The sequence below is a fragment of the Mycolicibacterium austroafricanum genome (assembly GCF_000612725.1).
Taxonomy (GTDB): domain Bacteria; phylum Actinomycetota; class Actinomycetes; order Mycobacteriales; family Mycobacteriaceae; genus Mycobacterium; species Mycobacterium austroafricanum.
Window position 1 is genome coordinate 904,488 of the sequence record NZ_HG964450.1, and the last position, 16,450, is coordinate 920,937.

At 65.0% G+C, this 16,450-nt stretch carries 18 protein-coding genes and 1 pseudogene; 2 read left to right on the forward strand and 17 right to left on the reverse strand.

What is annotated here, in order from left to right:
• Positions 1-3: 3 nt before the first annotated feature.
• Both BN976_RS34745 and BN976_RS04410 read right to left on the reverse strand, forming a co-directional pair.
• On the reverse strand, positions 4-261 hold the full coding sequence (locus tag BN976_RS34745; protein WP_328848032.1) for a DUF732 domain-containing protein: 258 nt from the start codon (positions 259-261) through the stop codon (positions 4-6).
• 119 nt (positions 262-380) lie between these two features.
• Entirely contained in the window at positions 381-785 is a 405-nt protein-coding gene (locus tag BN976_RS04410) for a hypothetical protein (protein WP_145977909.1), read from the reverse strand.
• Between the two features lie 200 nt (positions 786-985).
• Here BN976_RS04410 and BN976_RS33500 point away from each other — a divergent pair, with 200 nt between their 5' ends.
• Positions 986-1,303 carry a hypothetical protein gene (locus tag BN976_RS33500; RefSeq protein ID WP_145977910.1) on the forward strand — a complete coding sequence of 106 codons (318 nt, stop codon included), beginning with the start codon at positions 986-988 and terminating at the stop codon, positions 1,301-1,303.
• 148 nt (positions 1,304-1,451) lie between these two features.
• Here BN976_RS33500 and BN976_RS04415 read toward each other — a convergent pair whose 3' ends face one another.
• From BN976_RS04415 to BN976_RS04480, 14 genes and pseudogenes are all read right to left on the reverse strand, one after another.
• Positions 1,452-2,495, reverse strand: a complete 1,044-nt coding sequence (locus BN976_RS04415) for an ABC transporter ATP-binding protein (RefSeq protein WP_051558281.1) — start codon at positions 2,493-2,495, stop codon at positions 1,452-1,454.
• 12 nt (positions 2,496-2,507) lie between these two features.
• The gene (locus tag BN976_RS31950; RefSeq protein ID WP_145977911.1) at positions 2,508-2,765 is read right to left on the reverse strand and encodes a fibronectin-binding protein; all 258 of its coding nucleotides are present in this window, start codon (positions 2,763-2,765) and stop codon (positions 2,508-2,510) included.
• 15 nt (positions 2,766-2,780) lie between these two features.
• Complete coding sequence (locus tag BN976_RS04425) at positions 2,781-3,677, reverse strand: alpha/beta hydrolase-fold protein (RefSeq protein ID WP_036368263.1); 897 nt, start codon at positions 3,675-3,677, stop codon at positions 2,781-2,783.
• A 45-nt stretch (positions 3,678-3,722) separates the two neighbouring features.
• Positions 3,723-4,330 (reverse strand): annotated as a pseudogene (locus tag BN976_RS04430) (CAP domain-containing protein).
• A 32-nt stretch (positions 4,331-4,362) separates the two neighbouring features.
• Positions 4,363-4,971 (reverse strand): hypothetical protein, encoded by a 609-nt coding sequence (locus tag BN976_RS04435; RefSeq protein WP_036368269.1) that lies wholly within the window; start codon positions 4,969-4,971, stop codon positions 4,363-4,365.
• Positions 4,968-5,612, reverse strand: a complete 645-nt coding sequence (locus BN976_RS04440) for an Rv1363c family protein (RefSeq protein ID WP_051558283.1) — start codon at positions 5,610-5,612, stop codon at positions 4,968-4,970. Before BN976_RS04440 ends, BN976_RS04435 begins: the two co-directional genes overlap by 4 nt.
• Positions 5,609-7,063, reverse strand: coding sequence for an MCE family protein (locus BN976_RS04445; protein ID WP_036368272.1), 1,455 nt, complete (start codon positions 7,061-7,063; stop codon positions 5,609-5,611). Before BN976_RS04445 ends, BN976_RS04440 begins: the two co-directional genes overlap by 4 nt.
• A gap of 3 nt (positions 7,064-7,066) precedes the next feature.
• Positions 7,067-8,209, reverse strand: coding sequence for an MCE family protein (locus tag BN976_RS04450; protein WP_051558284.1), 1,143 nt, complete (start codon positions 8,207-8,209; stop codon positions 7,067-7,069).
• Positions 8,206-9,546, reverse strand: a complete 1,341-nt coding sequence (locus BN976_RS04455; RefSeq protein WP_036368274.1) for an MCE family protein — start codon at positions 9,544-9,546, stop codon at positions 8,206-8,208. Before BN976_RS04455 ends, BN976_RS04450 begins: the two co-directional genes overlap by 4 nt.
• On the reverse strand, positions 9,543-10,901 hold the full coding sequence (locus BN976_RS04460) for an MCE family protein (protein ID WP_036369197.1): 1,359 nt from the start codon (positions 10,899-10,901) through the stop codon (positions 9,543-9,545). Before BN976_RS04460 ends, BN976_RS04455 begins: the two co-directional genes overlap by 4 nt.
• Positions 10,898-11,926: a virulence factor Mce family protein gene (locus tag BN976_RS04465; RefSeq protein WP_036368276.1), complete on the reverse strand. Its 1,029-nt coding sequence runs from the start codon at positions 11,924-11,926 to the stop codon at positions 10,898-10,900. Before BN976_RS04465 ends, BN976_RS04460 begins: the two co-directional genes overlap by 4 nt.
• A 40-nt stretch (positions 11,927-11,966) precedes the next feature.
• Positions 11,967-13,355, reverse strand: coding sequence for an MCE family protein (locus BN976_RS04470; RefSeq protein ID WP_051558285.1), 1,389 nt, complete (start codon positions 13,353-13,355; stop codon positions 11,967-11,969).
• A gap of 4 nt (positions 13,356-13,359) precedes the next feature.
• Positions 13,360-14,214 (reverse strand): ABC transporter permease, encoded by an 855-nt coding sequence (locus BN976_RS04475; RefSeq protein WP_036368279.1) that lies wholly within the window; start codon positions 14,212-14,214, stop codon positions 13,360-13,362.
• The gene (locus tag BN976_RS04480; RefSeq protein WP_036369202.1) at positions 14,211-15,020 is read right to left on the reverse strand and encodes an MlaE family ABC transporter permease; all 810 of its coding nucleotides are present in this window, start codon (positions 15,018-15,020) and stop codon (positions 14,211-14,213) included. The genes BN976_RS04475 and BN976_RS04480 overlap by 4 nt, the downstream gene beginning before the upstream one ends.
• Before the next feature lie 150 nt (positions 15,021-15,170).
• Here BN976_RS04480 and BN976_RS33505 point away from each other — a divergent pair, with 150 nt between their 5' ends.
• The gene (locus BN976_RS33505) at positions 15,171-15,458 is read left to right on the forward strand and encodes a hypothetical protein (protein ID WP_145977912.1); all 288 of its coding nucleotides are present in this window, start codon (positions 15,171-15,173) and stop codon (positions 15,456-15,458) included.
• A gap of 88 nt (positions 15,459-15,546) precedes the next feature.
• Here the strand turns inward: BN976_RS33505 and BN976_RS31955 are convergent, their stop codons facing one another.
• Positions 15,547-16,425 (reverse strand): hypothetical protein, encoded by an 879-nt coding sequence (locus tag BN976_RS31955; protein WP_051558286.1) that lies wholly within the window; start codon positions 16,423-16,425, stop codon positions 15,547-15,549.
• Positions 16,426-16,450 lie beyond the last annotated feature (25 nt).

A 16,450-nucleotide genomic window follows, 5' to 3' on the forward strand; every position in this document is an offset into this window, starting at 1 on the left:
CTCCTAGCCGGATTGCGATGGCTTATCGGGCGCGCGGTACCCCGCGGCCGAGTCTCGCAGCCACCAAATCTGAGCTGGACACAGGATTCCCACGGCGTTCGACACGACGAAATTCGCTGCCTGTTCGTCGTTGGGGAAAACGTCACGCTTCGTGTCCGTCATAACGTCCGCGTATCGGACGCCGCGTGTGACCCTCTCGCAGACGCTCCAGCCATACGCGAGCGCGTCGTTGTTCGGAAAGTCGAAATGCCGTCGCACCATCACGTTGTACACGTACTCCACCTCAGGCGCCGGCACCGCAGCCGCTGGCGGTGCGACGCACAATCCGATGGCAATCGCTGCCGTTATTGCGGCCACGACCGAAGTCCTCGCGCTGTGCCTCACCAACACCTCACATCCTCCTGCTTGGGACCCGTTGCGATACTCAACAGGCCGACTCCGTGCACAGCGGCTGGGGGTGTCGATCCGACACTCAATCGGCGAGGACGATTGCCGAATCGGTCGCGGGACGACGGAGCAGCGTCCATCGGCCGCTCGATGACAGGGACGTTACGCACGATCTGCACCACACCGACGTACGGTTCGAAGGCAGCAGCCACTTCCGTGCCCGAGTAACCGTGCAGCCAGTCGCGCAGCGTAACGGCAACGTCCGAAGGAAGCACGACCTCGTTGCGCATACATCGACCGACGAGAGCGAACAGTGCGCTCGCCAGGTCCCCGGCACCGATCCTCACCGACAATCGTGAACGGTCTTCGTCCGTGAGGTAGGGCCGGGCGATGTCCACCAGCGCCCATGCCAGACAGCGCTGTTCGAATCGGTTTACGTACACGATGACCTCACACTTTCGGACGAATGCTGCCGTGACGTCATCATTCGCAGTACGCGCCGGACGTCGTCAGCGCGAGACTGCAATGTCTCCGACGAACCGCACCTGGCCGACACCACTGCGGCATTGAAAGCTGTCTGAACCACCAAGCGGCAATCTTGTCGCGCCCACGAATCGTCGATGCCGAATGCGGCAGCGCATTCGACGGGTCGGTGAAGCTTCGGACGGAGGAGGCCGTCGAAATCGCTTTGTGTGAGCCGCGCCGAGGCATTCGGATGCTCGGCCATCTGCCGATACAGGCTCATACACCAAGCGACGACCGTTTCTGCCCACGAATCCATTACTTGCAGTCCGGTTTTCAATCGATCACCGTGCAGAGCGATGACGTGTTGAATCAAGTCATCATGACCTTCGACGCACTTGTACAACGTTCGGGTGGAAATCCTGATGTCGACGGCGAGTCGCCGAGCGGTTAGCGCCGAAACTCCGTCCGAATCGATGACCGCGAGTGCGCGCTCGTAGATCGATTCGGCCGTTACCTTTCGCTGCGGGCCGCGTCGCCCTTCAAACGGAAACGTGTCGATTCGACCATGGCTGTCCCCCGCGAGCCGGCCCCCGGTCACATTACACTCCCGCGATCGGGATCGGGATCGGGATCGGCGTAGTTTGATCGACGGCGCGGGTTCTGGAGCCGCTTTCCAGGTCGTCGCGGATGGCTTCCTGGGCGGCGGGCGGCAGGGTGTGCATGATCTCGCGGACGCGGGCCTGTCGTCGGGCTACGGCTCGGCGTTCGGGCATGCCTGGTGTCGCCGTGATCTGCGGTGGGACGCCTTCGATCTCGTCGACACCGCCATCGTGGTGCCCGGCGTCCAGGAGTGCCTGCTCCTCGGCCATCGTCGACTCGTCCTTCTCCTCGGACATGCCGATCGGGCCGACGCGGCGGCCGTTCAGAAACTGCTTGACGACGGGCTCTTCGGAGGTCAGCAGCACCTCGCGGGGACCGAACATCACCAGATGCTTGCGGAACAACATGCCCATGTTGTCGGGCACCGTGCGGGCGATGTTGATGTTGTGCGTGACAATCAGGATCGTGGCGTCGATCTGAGCGTTGATGTCGATCAGCAATTGCGACAGATACGCCGTGCGAACGGGGTCCAAGCCGGAGTCCGGCTCGTCGCAGAGGATGATCTGCGGATCCAACACCAGCGCGCGAGCCAGGCTGGCGCGCTTGCGCATACCGCCGGAGATCTCGCCGGGGAACTTGTTCTCATCACCGGCCAGACCGACGAGGTCGAGCTTCTCCATCACGATCTGACGGATCTCGGATTCCTTCTTCTTCGTGTGCTCACGAAGCGGGAACGCAGCGTTGTCGAACAGGTTCATGGAGCCGAACAGCGCGCCGTCCTGAAACATAACCCCGAACAGGGTGCGGATTTCGTAGAGCTCCTTGGCGGTGCATTCGAGGATGTTGGTGCCATCGACGATGATCTTGCCGCGCTCGGGGCGCAGCAGACCGATCAGGGACTTCAGGAACACCGACTTACCGGTACCCGACGGGCCCAACAGCACGCTCACCTCGCCCGCCGGGATGTCGAAGGACACGTCCTGCCAGATCTTCTGTGAGCCGAACGACTTCGTGAGTCCATCGACTTCGATTCCGATACCCATGCTGTCCTTTCGCTATTCGGTGTTCGCGCCCGGCGCGATCGGGGCCGGCTCGACGGCCGGCCCGAGGGGAGCTTCGGCCGGCGTCGGTTTGGTCAGGTCAACGTCTTCTTCGAGTCCGGGGTAGATCGGCAGGATTCGACAGAGCAGCAATACGGACTGCGCGCACGGATCCGGTGCCGGTTGGGCTCCGGCGACGGGGCTCGCGAGCACGGCGGCCACGCTTACAGCCATTACGGTGAAAAGTGTTGAAGGAAAGCGCACCAGATGCATGAAGAGTGTCCCTCGCTATCGGATTGATGCGGTCATGTCGGCGGACATTGCGGCCAACTGCGGCCCCCAGCTGCTCCAGTCGTGCTGCCCACCCTCGGGGATGTCGAAGTGACCGTTTCCGCCGCCGATGTTGCGATACTGGTTGAAGAAGCTGCGGTTACTGCCCTGCGCCTGGTCGCAGTAGCCGATCATCGCCGCGGGGTCGCTGCAGGTCGGCGTCGACGGACTGTAAATCCAGAGCCGAATATTGTTGTCCACCAACAGATGTGCGTGTACGTCCGGATCGTGCCACTTCCACCGGCCGAGTTGCGCCGCGCCCCACATGGCCTGGGTGTTGACGCCGCCGTACTGGGCCATTCCGGCGGTGATCGCCCCATTGAGCGTCGTCGCCGACGGGGTGAGGAAGCCCGACATGGATCCGGCGTAGCGATAGCGGTCGGGATGGAACGCGGCGAGTGTCAGTGCGGCGTAACCACCCTGCGCGGCACCGACGACGGCGTGCCCTCCGGGGGCGAGCCCCTTGTTGGCGGCCAGCCAGTCGGGTAGCTCGGTAGACAGGAAGGTGTTCCACTGCTTGCCGCCGTCCATCTCCCAGTCGGTGTACATGCTCCACGCCCCGCCGGCCGGGGCGACCACCGATACACCTCGGCCACCCAGGGTCCCGACCGCGTCGCCCGCGGTGATCCAGTTGCTCACATCGGGCGCGGCGTTGAACGCGTCGAGAAGTAGCACCGCGTGGGAGCCGCCTGCGGCGAAGGCGACAGGGATGTCCCGACCCATCGCCGCCGAAGGCACCATGAGGTACTCGACGGTGGCGGCTTTCGCCTCCACGGCGTTCCACAGGCACAAGGCCATCAGCACGATGAGCACGGCGCGCAACAATCTCGTGGCTACGCGCACTGGTGAGTCCATGGGTTGGCCGCTTTCACATCGCTGTTAGTGTCTTGGATCCTTCGGTCACACAGGGGGATACGCCGGCGGCGGGTACACGCCTCGTAACGCCCAGGGGAACCAGTTGAAGAAGTACTCGATCTCGTCGCTGGCGTCGTAGTCAGGGGTTGGGATCCATGACCGCGGTGTCCTTTCGGGGTAGGTGGCGTTGACGACGATCAAGCTGGCTTGCCGTAGACGGCGACGACGACGCTGCGGTCGAGGCTGTTCTCCGACCACACCCCCATCTGGGTGTTGCCGCAGTCGGACATGATCGCCTTGTAGTCGGGCCGGTAGTACCACTGGTTCAGGATCTCGATGCCGTTGATGGCCAGCGCCGGGTTGATGGCGACGGTCTCGGCGACGACGCCTCGATATCCCGCGGCGTTGGCGCGGTCCTGCGCCGTGGATCCGTCCGAGCCGATGTCGCCGTCGAGCGCGCGGTTGGTGAGCACGTCGTTGGTGTGCCATTGAGCCGCCAACCGCAACTGCGGGTCGATTGTGACGTTGTTCCTGCAACCGGCGTCGTGCTGGATGGTGTAGACGTTGGCGACGACGCTGTTGTTGAGTCGCCTGTTGTCCGCGGCTGCCGGGGCGGCCAGCGCCACACTCAGCGCTATGGTCACGCAGGACACGACGGAGAGACCGACACCGGCGGGCGAGGTGATCACTTCGGCTCGAAACCCGAGACGAGCCAACGCTGCCCGATCTTGTCGAGGGTGACCTCGACGGCTGAGGCGGTGTCGGTGGGGGCGTCGGCTCCGACGATGATGCTCTGGTTGACGAACACCATGACGGTGGCGTGGGTATCGGTGGCGGTGATGGACGCTGCGGCGGGGACCGAGGCGGTGGCGGAGATCTTCTTCTGCTGCGCACCGGGGATGACGACGTCGTCGATGAGGGACCGGTAGGAGTCGCGGAACGACCCGGTGAGGAGGTCCTCGGCTCCGTGCAGGGTCGCTTCGACGTTGTCGGGGCTGTAGGACAGCATGGCGATCGACGCCTCGGTGGCCGCCTGAACGGACTGTGCTCGCGCGGTGTCGACGCCCTGCGCGACGACGTTGCGGTACTTCAGGTAGCCGGCGCCCGCGGCGAGTCCGAGCACGATCAGCGGCACGACGACGAACACGATCAGCGTCGACCACGAGAAGGCCTTGTGCGGATCACCTTGCGTGGTATCGACGCTCCCAGTGGTCTCACGTTCGGACTTGGAGTCCGGCGAATCAACCTGCAAGTCGGTGCTTTCGGCGTCCGTCACGGCGTCGACGGTGCTCACGGCACGAACTCCACGTTGGCGACCTTCACGTCATCTCCCACTTTCTGAACGTCGATTCGCATGCGCCACGCCTTCGACGTGGGTTCGGGCGCACCGGCGTTGGTCGTATTCACGGTGACCGCGACCAACGCCTGAGCCTGGTCGCCGGACATGGATTCCAGGCCAGCCATAGTGACGGTGCCGGTGGTCTTGGACTGAACCTGCTTTACGACGTCGACGAACGGTTGCGCACGTTTGGAGAAGTCGTCGTAGAAGGTGCCCTTGGCGTTGTCGACGATGCGCTTGACGTCGCCGTCGGCCTGCTGCCAGTCGATGGTGGTCAGATTGATCGCTCCTTGGCGGGCGGCCTGGAGGTACGCGGCTCGTTGATCGGCCGCCTGCTGCGTGTGCTGCAGTTGCAGTCCCAGCCATCCCGCGACGGCGCCGACGGCGACGATCATGATCGCGCCGGCGATCGCGGCAAGCGTTTTCGGTGACCGTGGGCGCCGAGATGGGGGGTCCTCGTTCGGTACGTCGCCGTCCGCGTCAACGTCGTCGGCCTCGGCGTCGTAGGGCTTTGCCTCGGGCTCGGATGATTCCGCCGCCGCGTCGACGTCGGTGCGGTCATCGAGGTCGTTCTCGTTGATCGTCTTGGTGGTCATGGTCCACTTCCCTCCGGTGGCGTCAGAAGGTCCTGCCACGTCGATGGTTTGGCGTCTCTTGCGAGATTGGCCTGGGTGTATTGCTTCCCGTCGGGACCGATGTAGGTGCCGCTGGCGGGGTCGTACTCGGCGACGGCGATCGGCGGTGGCGGCGGGATCGGGGTCGATCCCGGCGCGCCTGGCGGCGGCTGGGGAACGGCCTGGCCCGATGTCGTCGCGTTGGGGTCGCCTTTCCAGTTGTATCCGTCGTTGAGGGGCACGTAGTTCCCGTCGCTTTCGCACTCTTTGACCGTGGCGGCGCGTTTGCCGGGTCGCGTCGCGCAGGGCAGGTTGCGCGCTCCGCGCACGGCAAGCGCCGAGTCCTGCGGCACACGGCAGTAGAGGTCGCCGGCGATGCGGTCGGGATAGTCCACCGCGGCCGGTGGTCGCTGCTGGGTGGCGGGCAGGTAACCGGTCGTGCACGGTGGCGGGAGGTTGATGTTGAGGTTGAACGACAGGAAGAAGCCTTTGTAGTCCTGCTTGGTGTTCCGGTTGGCCAGACCCGCGCCTTGGAGGACTTCGATGCCCGGCGGTAGCAGTACGAGCAGCTGTTCGAGATTGGGTTGGTAGGTGACCGCGACGTCGGCGACGCTGACGAGGTTGCTCAACAGCACGGGCACGGTCGGTTTGACGCGGTCGATGAGTGCGCGCGCCTCCTCGACAGCCGCGGGGCCCTGGTTCAGCACGCCCTGCAGGTCGCCGTCCTGGTCGCGCAGTTGCCCGGTGACGCTGGCGATGTTGGCGGCCCAGCGTTGGATGGAGTCGGCGGTGTCGGTCTGGGTGTCCAGGACGGGCTTGGCTTCATCGACCAATGCGGTCAGTGAATCCAGGTTGGCGCGCGCGTCAGCGGCGAGATTTGTTGTGCCGTCTACGATTCGGGACAGCTCGGGTCCGAGTCCGCCGACGGCGGTGTAGGCCTCGTCGATGGCTGTGCGCAGGTTGTCGTTCGGAATTGCCTGCAGGCCGCGGTTGGTCGCGGTGAGCAGGGCGTTGATGTCGGGTGGCACGACGGTGCGGTCGAGCGGGATGACGTCGGCGTTCTTCAGTGCGGGGCCGTCGCCGCTGTTGGGAACGAGTTCGACGTACTGCTCGCCGACGGCGTTGGTGCTGTGCACCTGCGCCTGCAGGTCGGCGGGGATCGGTATGTCCGAATCGAGCGCCAGGACGGCGTTCACACCGGAGGGGGTGACCTCCATGTCCTGCACGCGTCCGACCTCGGTGCCGCGGTAGGTGACGTTGGCGTTTTTGTAGAGCCCGGCGGCCTCGGAGAGGTTGACGGTCACGGTGTATTCGCCGATGCCGAAGAACCGGCTGGGCACGTGCATGATGAGCGCGGCCATCAGGGTCCCCGAGACGAGGGTGACGATGGCGAAGAACGCGAGTTGCAGTTTCACGCGTCGGTTGAGGTGCATCGGTCAGGGCCCCTGGTTCAGGTTGTACGGCGCCAGAATGGGATTGACCGCCGTGTACGGGCTGGGGAGTTGGCCGATGGTGCGACCCCACTGCATCTCGAGTTCGGTGAGGTCGCCTTCGAACCTGGTGCCGGTGAAGAACGAGGAGTCGAGTCTGCTGAGGGTGAGATCGGCGATGACGCTGATGTTGGCGTAGTCACCGCGGAACCACTTGTTCAGGTTCTCCTTGGAGAAGGGGTAGGTGGTCAGCAGGCTCAGCGATCGCGTCAACGCGGGTCCGGCGTCGGCCAGCGACTTCAGCACTGGACCGAGGTCCTTCAGTTCGGCGACGAGCGCGTCCTTGGTCTGATTGACCGAGTCGGCGGCGAGTGCGCTGAACTTGCCGAGTTGGTCGACGGCGTCGATGAGGTTGTCGCGCTGGTCGTTGAGCACCGTGAGGGCCTGGGGCAGCGTGTCGAGCGCGCGGTCGAGCACCGGCTTCTGTGCGGCGAACTGTCCGGCGAGCTTGTTGATGCTGTCGGTGGCCTCGATGATGTCCTGGGTCTGTTCGTTGACCCGCGCGGTGAATGTCTGCAGCTGACCGAGCAGGGTCCGCAGCTGGTCTTGCCGCTTACCGCCGAACGCGGTGTTCAGCGCGGTGGTGATGTCCTGTACTTCTCCGATGCCGCCGCCGTTGAGTAGCAGCGAGGCCGCGGCCAGTGTCTGTTCGGTCGACGGGTACGCCGCGCCGTCGGCGAGTTCGATGAGTGAGCCGTCGTGCAGTCGGCCCGAGGGTGCCGCATTCTGCGGTGGGGCGAGCTCGATGTGCAACGATCCGAGCAGGCTGGTCTGTCCCACGGTGGCGGTGGCGTTGGCGGGCAGAACGACGTCGCCGTTGAGCCGGATCGTCAACAGCGCGTGCCAGTCCTGGCGCTCGATTCGGGTGACGGTGCCGACGTTGACGTCGCCGACGCGGACCCGCGAATTGGGTTCGATGTTGTTCACGTCCGGCAGCTGGGCCTGAATCGTGAACGCCCCGTCCCCGACCCCTTGTGCGCCCGGCAGCGGCAGGGTGTTCAGACCCTTCCAGTCGCTGCACCCGGTCAATGCGCCGGTGGCGGCGACAGCGGTGAGCAGCGCCGCTGCGCGGCGCGTCGCGCGGCTCACGATCCCGCTCCGGGCGGTGCCATCATGCCGGGCAGTCCTGCAGCAGGGTCGGTGTCGACGACCTGTGTGGCTGGCGGCACGGCCTCGGCCGGCAGCAGGGGTCCCGGAGGTGGCGCATCGGGCACGGGCCCGGCCTGGGGTGCGGCGGCGGCCGGCTGCGGCGGAACGAAGTCCGGCCTCATCCAATCCTCGCTGTAGGTGACCTCGTTGGGCCGCACGCTGGGTCCGACAAACGGGTTCACACCGAAGGGCAGGAAGTTGTATTGGCGGTTCTTCACGATGGGCGCCAGATACTGCACACAGAGCTTCGAGGACTGTTCGGCGTTCAGCCGCGACGCGGCCTGGATGGCGCCGCAGAGGAACGAAATCGGGTTGGCGAAGTTGTTGAGTGCCAGAGCACCGGTCAGTGTGCCCTGCGCGGGTTGGTAGATGTTGATGAAGTTGGCCAGCGTGTTGGGCGCGATGTGCAGGAATTGTTCGAGGTCGCCGATGCTGTCGTGGGCGGCTTGCGACACCGACGCCAGTTTGTCGGTGGTGGTTCCGAGCGATTCGCGGTTCTCGGCGACGAAGCTCTGCACGTCGCCGACCACCGAGTTGAGATCGCGTACGGCGTTGGCGACCTGGCCGGGGTCGGCGGCCAGCGCGCCGGTGACCGATGCGAGATTCTGGTTGAGCTGGCGGATCAGGTCGGTACTGCCCTGCAGTGCGGACACGAGCATCGACAGGTTCTTGATGCTGGTGAAGGTGTCGTCGCTGTGGTCACCGAGCGCCGAGACCGTCTGCGACAGTCTGATGATGGAGTCGCGGATGGCCGGGCCGTTGCCGCGCAGGTTGTTCGCGGTCGTAGTGACGAACTCGCCGAGTGTGCTCACCCCGCCGGGCTGGGTGGGTTGCAGTGTGTCGGTGAGCTTTTCCAGTTGTACGCGGAAGTCGTCGAACTCAACGGGCACTGCGGTGCGGTCCTCGGGGATCACGGCGTCGTCGGTCAATGTGGCTCCGCCGGTGTAGGGCGGGGTGAGCTGAATGGCACGGGAACTGACCAGTGTGGGTGACAGGATCGCAGCCTTGACCTCGGCGGGTACCGCGTACTGGTCGTCGATCCAAAACGAGATCTTCACGCGTGTCGGCTCGGGGTCGATGGCGGCGATCTTGCCGACGTTGACTCCGCGGATGCGGACGTCGTCGCCGACGAACACGCCGTTGCTGTTCTCGAAGTACGCCACGATCTGTTTGCGCGACACCGCCTGGGTGGCGGACACGATCAAATAGCCGCCGGCGATCAGTGCGGCCACCAATGCCGCGGCGATGCCGATGCGGAGTGTCCGACGGTCCTTCATCGAGTGGGCTCCTCAGCGTTGGGGGCCGCCGCGGGCGGCTCACCGGGTGCGAGTTGGAACACCGGTGGGGTCGCGGTGGCGTTCGGGTCGTTGCCGGGTCCGGGGGCGGGCGGACCGGGTGGGGGTCCCCCCGGAGCCGGGGCCGGTCCCGGATCTCGGTAGGGGTAGCAACCGGTCGGACCGGGCAACGGCACTCCCGGTGGGCCGCAGCCCTGGTCGCCGGGATTGCCGGTGATCGCGTCGGGCAGTGTGAGGTTGGGGTCCCCTCCCTGGCCGGTGCGCGGCATCGGGATCGGCAGGCTGGGGATGCCGGGCTGGCCGGTCTGCGGGTCGACCCGTTCCGTAGGTGCCAGGACGTTCGGGTCGAGCCCGAGATCGGAGAACGCGGCGTCGATGAACGGCTGCGCGAACTGTCCGGGGACGAGGTTGGCGAGGTAGGCCTTGAAGAACGGACCCGAGGCCAGGGTCTCCCCGAGTGCCATCGCGTAGGTCGAGAAGCCGCGGATCGACTCCTGCACTTGGGTTTTGCGGTTGTCGACGATCGTCAGCACCCCGTTGAGGCGATCCAGCGTGGGCTTGAGGCTTTCGCGGTTCTCGGCGATGAAGCCCTTGATCTGCCGGGCCAGTGCCGAGACGTTGCCCGAGATCTGCTCCAGGGCGGCGTTCTGCGCGCGAAGTGCGACCAGCAGCGCGTTGGTGTCGCGGATCAGGCCGACCACTTCGTCGGTGCGCTCCGACAGGACCGTCGTCGCCTTCTTTGCGTTCTCCAGCAATGTGCGCAGTTGTGCGTCGCGCTGATTGATTGAGTCCGAGAACCGTGCCACGCCGTCGACGGCCGCGCGGATCTGAGGCGGGGTGTCACGCAGCGTGTCCGACAAGGTGGCCAGGGAGTCAGACAGCTGGGTAGTGTCCAGGCCGCTGATCGTGGAGGTCAGGTCGCCCAGGGCGTCGGGCAGCTGGTAGGGCGAATTCGTGCGGGCCATCGGGATGGTGTCGCTCAAGTGGCCGTCGCCGCGCGGGGTTACCTCGACGACCTTGTTGCCGAGCAGGCTCTTGGTCTTGATGGCTGCTTCGGAGCGCTCGCCCAGACGGATGTCGTCGTCGACGGTGAATTCGACGAGCACTCCGTCGGGGGTGAGGCTGATCTTCTGAACCTGGCCGGCGCGCACACCCGAGACCTGCACTGGGGCATCGGAGGTCAATCCGCCAAGTTCGTCGAAATAGGCTGAGTACGTGTCGGTTCCCGAAAGGAACGGGATGCGCGTGAAGTTGAAGCCGATGACCACGGCGGCCAGGACGGCGACCGTGCCGATAGCGCCGATCACGGCGAGGTTGCGTTCCCGGAAGGGTTTCATCGCGGCGTGCACCTGCCCGAGTCCTGACCGGCGATCTTGATGTAGACGGGTTGGCCGCCCTTGCCGTTCACCTTGAGTGCCAGGTCGCAAAGGTAGAAGCTGAAGAAGTCACCACTGAGTCCCTGTCTGTTCAATGTGCGGTAAGCGTCGGGCAGCGTGGCGAGCAGGTTGTCGAAGTATTCGTGGTCGGCCAGGACGGTGCTGGCCACGCGGTCGGTCTGGTCGAGAGTGGTCTTCAGCGGCGGCCGGGCCTGTGACAGCAGGTCGGCGATCGACCCGGCGGCCTCATTGGCGTAGGCCACCCCGTTGCTGATGTCCTGCTTACGGCCTTCGAGACCGTGAATCAGTTCCGACAGTGAGTCGACCGCCGAGCCGAACTTCTCGCTGTGGTCGCCTAGCGATCCCAGCACGGAGTTGAGGTTGCCGATCACCTCGCCGATGAGCTGGTCCCGGTCGGCGAGCGTGTTGGTCAGCGCTGCAGTCTGATCCAAGACCGCGCCGATGGTGGCGCCCTGGCCCTGGAACGCGGTGATGAGCTGGTTGGTCAGCGTGTTCACCTGGGTGGGGTCCAGGGCGCGGAACAGCGGGCGGAAGCCGCCGATGAGGGCGTCGAGATCCAGGGCGGGTGCAGTGCGCTCCAGCGGGATGGTGCCGCCGGGTGCGAGCTTGGTGGTACCGCCCGCACCCTCCTCCAGCGCGAGGTAGCGACCGCCGATGAGGTTGTCGTAGCGAATCACCGCGCGGCTGCCGCCGGTCAGCACCACGGTGTCATCGGCACTGAAGGCGACGTCGACGGTGGAGTCGTCGCGGACGTGGAGGCTCTTGACCTTGCCGACCTCGACGCCGGCGATGCGCACGAAGTCGTCTTCCTCGAGGCCGCCGACGCCGGCGAAGATCGCGTTGTAGGTCTTCTCGGGTTCGAATCGCAGTTGTGCGAACACAGTCACCAACGCGAAGGCACCCGCGGCGCAGAGGGTGACGAACAGCGCTAGGCGCCATAGCGTCCCGGACAATTTCGCGCGCAAAGTCTTTGGCCTCTCTTTGAGATCGGACGTCGGTGGTGGGTCAATTGCCTGCCGGTGGTGCCGCGGCGTCGGGCACGGCCTGCGGCCCTTCGGGTGCCGGTGGCGCGGGCGGGACACCCGGATACAGCGGGGTGCCGTCGGGCCCGTACAGCGGTGCCCCATAGGGCGGCGCACCGGGGTACGGGATCGGTCCGGGTGCCGGGCCTCCGGGGTAGCGGATGCGGGGTGGCTCCGGGATCGCCTTGGTGACCGGGAAGTAGTTCGCCAGGCCGGGGAACCCGATGCCGGGGTTGGGTCGCAGATCCAGACCGGTGCCGAACCCGGTGTTGGCGATCAGTGCCCTCACCGGCCAATTCTTCGCGACGTCGGGCAGTGAGCCGCAGCCGGGCTTGCCGCCGGGCCCGCCCTTGGCCGCATTGATGGGGAGATTGGCCGGGTAGCGGTAGGGGTCGTCGCCGAACAGGAGCGCGGCGTCCATGATCAGCGACTTACCGTTGGCGCCGCCGGTGTAGTCGGCCAGTCCGTCGTCGAGTGCGGTCTTTGCGCCGACCAGCATGCAGGTCAGCGACGGGTTGTACTTCATCAGGAGGTTTGTCGTCGGTTCGAGCAGGTTCACCGTCCTGATTAGGTTGTCCTTGCTGGGCCCGAGCAACTCCACGCCGCTGCGCGACAGACCGGCCACGCCGACGAGCAGCGCGTCAACCTGCTGGGCCTGATTGCTCACCGTGGTGCTGGTGGTGGCCACCGCGTCCAGAACGCTGATGAGATTCTGCGCCGCTCCGGAGTAGACGTCGGCGACGTCGCGGACGGCGTGCAGGTCCTCGCGGACGGTATCGGTGCGCGGGATCAGTTGCGTCAGTACGACGTTGGTGTCCTCGGTGGCCTGCCCGATGCGTTCGCCCTTGCCGCTGACGGCTTCGTTGACCGCCGAGAGGATGGAGTTCAATTTCGCTGGGTCGATCTGATCGAGCAGGGTAACCAGGTTTTGGAAGACTGTGTTGACCTCAAGGGTGGTGTTCAGCGAACGCAGCACCGTGCCGGCGGCGATACGCTGCGGGCTGGGTTGGTCGGGGTAGATCAGGTCGACGTACTTCGATCCGAACAGGGAGGTCGCGTTGATGCGCGCCTCGACGTTGGCGGGGATCTTGTCGACCTGATCGCGGTCGATCTTGAGCGTGATGCTGGCGGTGTCGCCGCCCCCGGCGATGGTGGCGACGTGGCCGACCTGCACACCGCGCATCTTCACCTTCGAGTTCGGTTCCATCACCAGACCGGAGCGGTCCGCGGTCAGGGTGACAGCCAGGTCGCGGCTGAAGTCGCGATTGAAGGCAGCCACGCACAGGGCGACGAGTCCGACGATCGTGACGATGAGGGCCAGTGCCAGCCATTCGGAGGCGATGCGGGGGCCCGTCTTGCGTTCGGTGGACACTGTTCTACCCCGAGAAGTTGAAGTTGCCGGTCTGGCCGTAGAGCGCCAGAGTCACGAAGAGGATGACGAAACCTGCAGCGACAAGCGATGTTCGAGTGGCTTGGCCCACCGCGCGTCCCACCCCCGCGGGCCCGCCCGATGCATTGAAGCCGTAGTAGGTGTGGATCAGCATCACCACGATGCACAGCACGATGACGGTGATGAACGAGTTGACGACGTCCCCGGGGATCAGGAACGTCCTGAAGTAGTGGTCGTAGACGCCGGTGGACTGTCCGTACAGCACGGTTGTGCCGAACCGCGCTGCGAAGTACCCCATGAGTAGCGAGACGCAGTACAGCGGGACGACCACGATTACGCCCGCGGCCACTCTGGTGGAGGCGAGATACGCAACGGAGCGGATGCCCATGACCTCGAGTGCGTCGATCTCCTCGTTGATGCGCATCGCACCCAGTTGGGCTGTGGCACCCGCGCCCAGGGTCGCTGAGAACGCGATGACCGCGGTGCCCAGGCCGATGAGACGAGTGAAGAGGAACGCCGACCCGAAGCCCGTCAGCGCTTCCACGCCGAGTTCGGAGAACTGATTGAACCCCTGCGCGGCGACGATGGCACCGGTGGAGATGTTGAGGAAGGTGATGACGACGACGGTGCCGCCGATCATCGCGAGTGCGCCCGTGCCGAGGCTCATGATGGCGATCTGACGGAGCAGTTCGGCCTTGTAGTGCACGGCGACGTCGACGATCGAGCGCAGCGTCAGTCCGTAGAAGCGCGCCTGCTCGCCGATCTGCTGCAAGCCGCCGCGGATTCCGGTTGCTCGACTCAGGACACGTGGAAAGCGTTGTCGCACAGCGGTGGCGGTCATTTGGTCACCTCGAAACCGATGGCAGTGACGACGATGTTGATGACGAAGAGCAGCACGAAGGAGAAGACCACCGTCTCGTTCACGGCGTTGCCCACGCCGGCGGGACCGGTACGCACGCTGATGCCCTGATAGCACGCGATGAGGCCGGCGCTGAGGCCGAACAGCGTGGCTTTGATCATCGAGACGACGACGTCGCTGAGCCCGGTGATGAGTGTGAGGCTGGCGACGAAGGCGCCCGGCGTGACGTGCTGGAAGAACACCGAGAAGAAGAATCCGCCGGTGAGGCCGGTCAGCGTCACCAGCGACGACAACAGGAACGCGACCACAGTGGCTGCGAGCACCCTGGGGGCGATGAGCGCTTGGATCGGGTCGATGCCCATCACTCGAAGGGCGTCGAGTTCCTCGCGAATGGTTCGGGCCCCGAGGTCGGCGCACATCGCGGCGGCACCCGCCCCGGCGACGACCAGCACGGTGACGAACGGCCCGATCTGATTGACCGCGCCGAGAGCGGCGCCGGTGCCCGAGAAGTCGGCGGCGCCGAATTCGACCAGCAGCACGTTGAAGGTGAAGACGGTTAGCACCACATACGGGATGGACAGCATCAGCGCCGGCAGCAGAGCGACGCGTGCCAGAAAGACTGTCTGCTCCAGAAACTCCCGCCAGGCGTACGGGGGGCGCACCATGGTGATCATCGTGTCGAGGGAGAAGGCGAAGAAGCCGCCCACGCTCCGTAGCGGAGCGAGCGCCGCCGTTTGACTCAAGTGGCCGGTCCCCGATCGACGACGCAGGAAGGACGTGGCGCTCATCGACACAACCCCCCGCGCCATGCCGTTCGGCGCGCGGTCCGACACCGGTGGGATTGCATGCTGTTGGAGCTCCTCTGTCGTTCGCGGCGTGTAGACGCTTGGTCGGTTCGGCGAGTGTCTTTTCGTTTGCGGTGCGCGACACTGCGTGTGGTGATCGTGACGCCGACCACAAGAAGTCTTGCGGCGCCAGCGTCCGTCGACAATCCGTTGTACGCGCCCTGGAAACGTCGTGTTTACCGTGCCGCCGCGGTGTTCTCGCAGTTCATCGCGCCGGTACGGTGCCGAGGGGACAACCCGGTATCCGAAAAGCGCGACGGACGGATCGGGGCCGCGATCTCCGCCGCCGAATGTTGGCGTTCGACATACCGCGATGAAGAAATTAACGCGCAGGAAGGCCGGATGTCGAGTTTGGACTTCGCCGGTCCGCCAAGCACTTAACATAGAATGGTCCCCGAAAGACGTTGTCCTACAACGCCGCATGCCCGCCGCGGAGAATCGCGACGGGCATGAGCATGGGGGTGGGGGATCAGGCGGCTACGAGCTGACCCTTCTGCGCTCGCATCTTCTTCTTCGCCGGCGTGGAGTGCTTGGGGTCCGGCAGAACCTTCTCCTGCATCAGGAACGTCATCTTCAGCCCGAACTCGAAGAACTTCCGGGTCAGGGGATGGACATCGGGGATCCTGTGGACGCGGTGCACGGGTTCGTCCCACAGCGCCATGATCATCTTACGGCCGATCCATCGAGTTCCCTTGGGAAACCACCGATTCTGGAACTGTTCGATGACGGCCTCGCACGTCATCCCGCCCTCGGGTGAGTACTCCCAGTCGGTGCCTTCGTAATCGGCCATGTACTGAAGCATTCCGTCGAAGTCGTCCGGGAAGTCCGTGACCGGGCCGTTGGCGGTCCACATGAGCTTGGCGATCTCCGCCCAGTACAGGTGACAGGCGATCCTCTGATTCTCGGTATAGCCGGGCAGTCCGATGCGGAGCCTGAGGCGGTGCATGTCCGCACCGATCCAACACATCGTGTACACGAAGTCCTCGTTGTGGGCGAAGTTGCCCGGCATCTTCTTCTCCATGGCCATGTGCAGTCGATTGACGTGCTCGACCGATTCCTTGGTGGCCATGCTCGACGGTCCGTGCTCGAACCATCTCCAGAACGCGTCGGCGGTGTCCTTCTCGCGCTTGTCCTGATGCTTGATTATTTTCCCACTGCCCTTACGTGCGATGGTCTCCCCGCCCCACGGAGGCAGGATGAAGTGCGGAAAGCCCGTCGAGTAGAGAACGTTCATCTCGAAGTCGCCGACGTAGTAGCACGTCGACAACTGCCAGATGCGCTCGTAATCACGGCGCGGATCGAGCCTTTCGATCTCCTTGGCTATCCACTTGTATCCCTTGGCGCTCATCGTCTTTGATCCTTTCAAGGTCCGC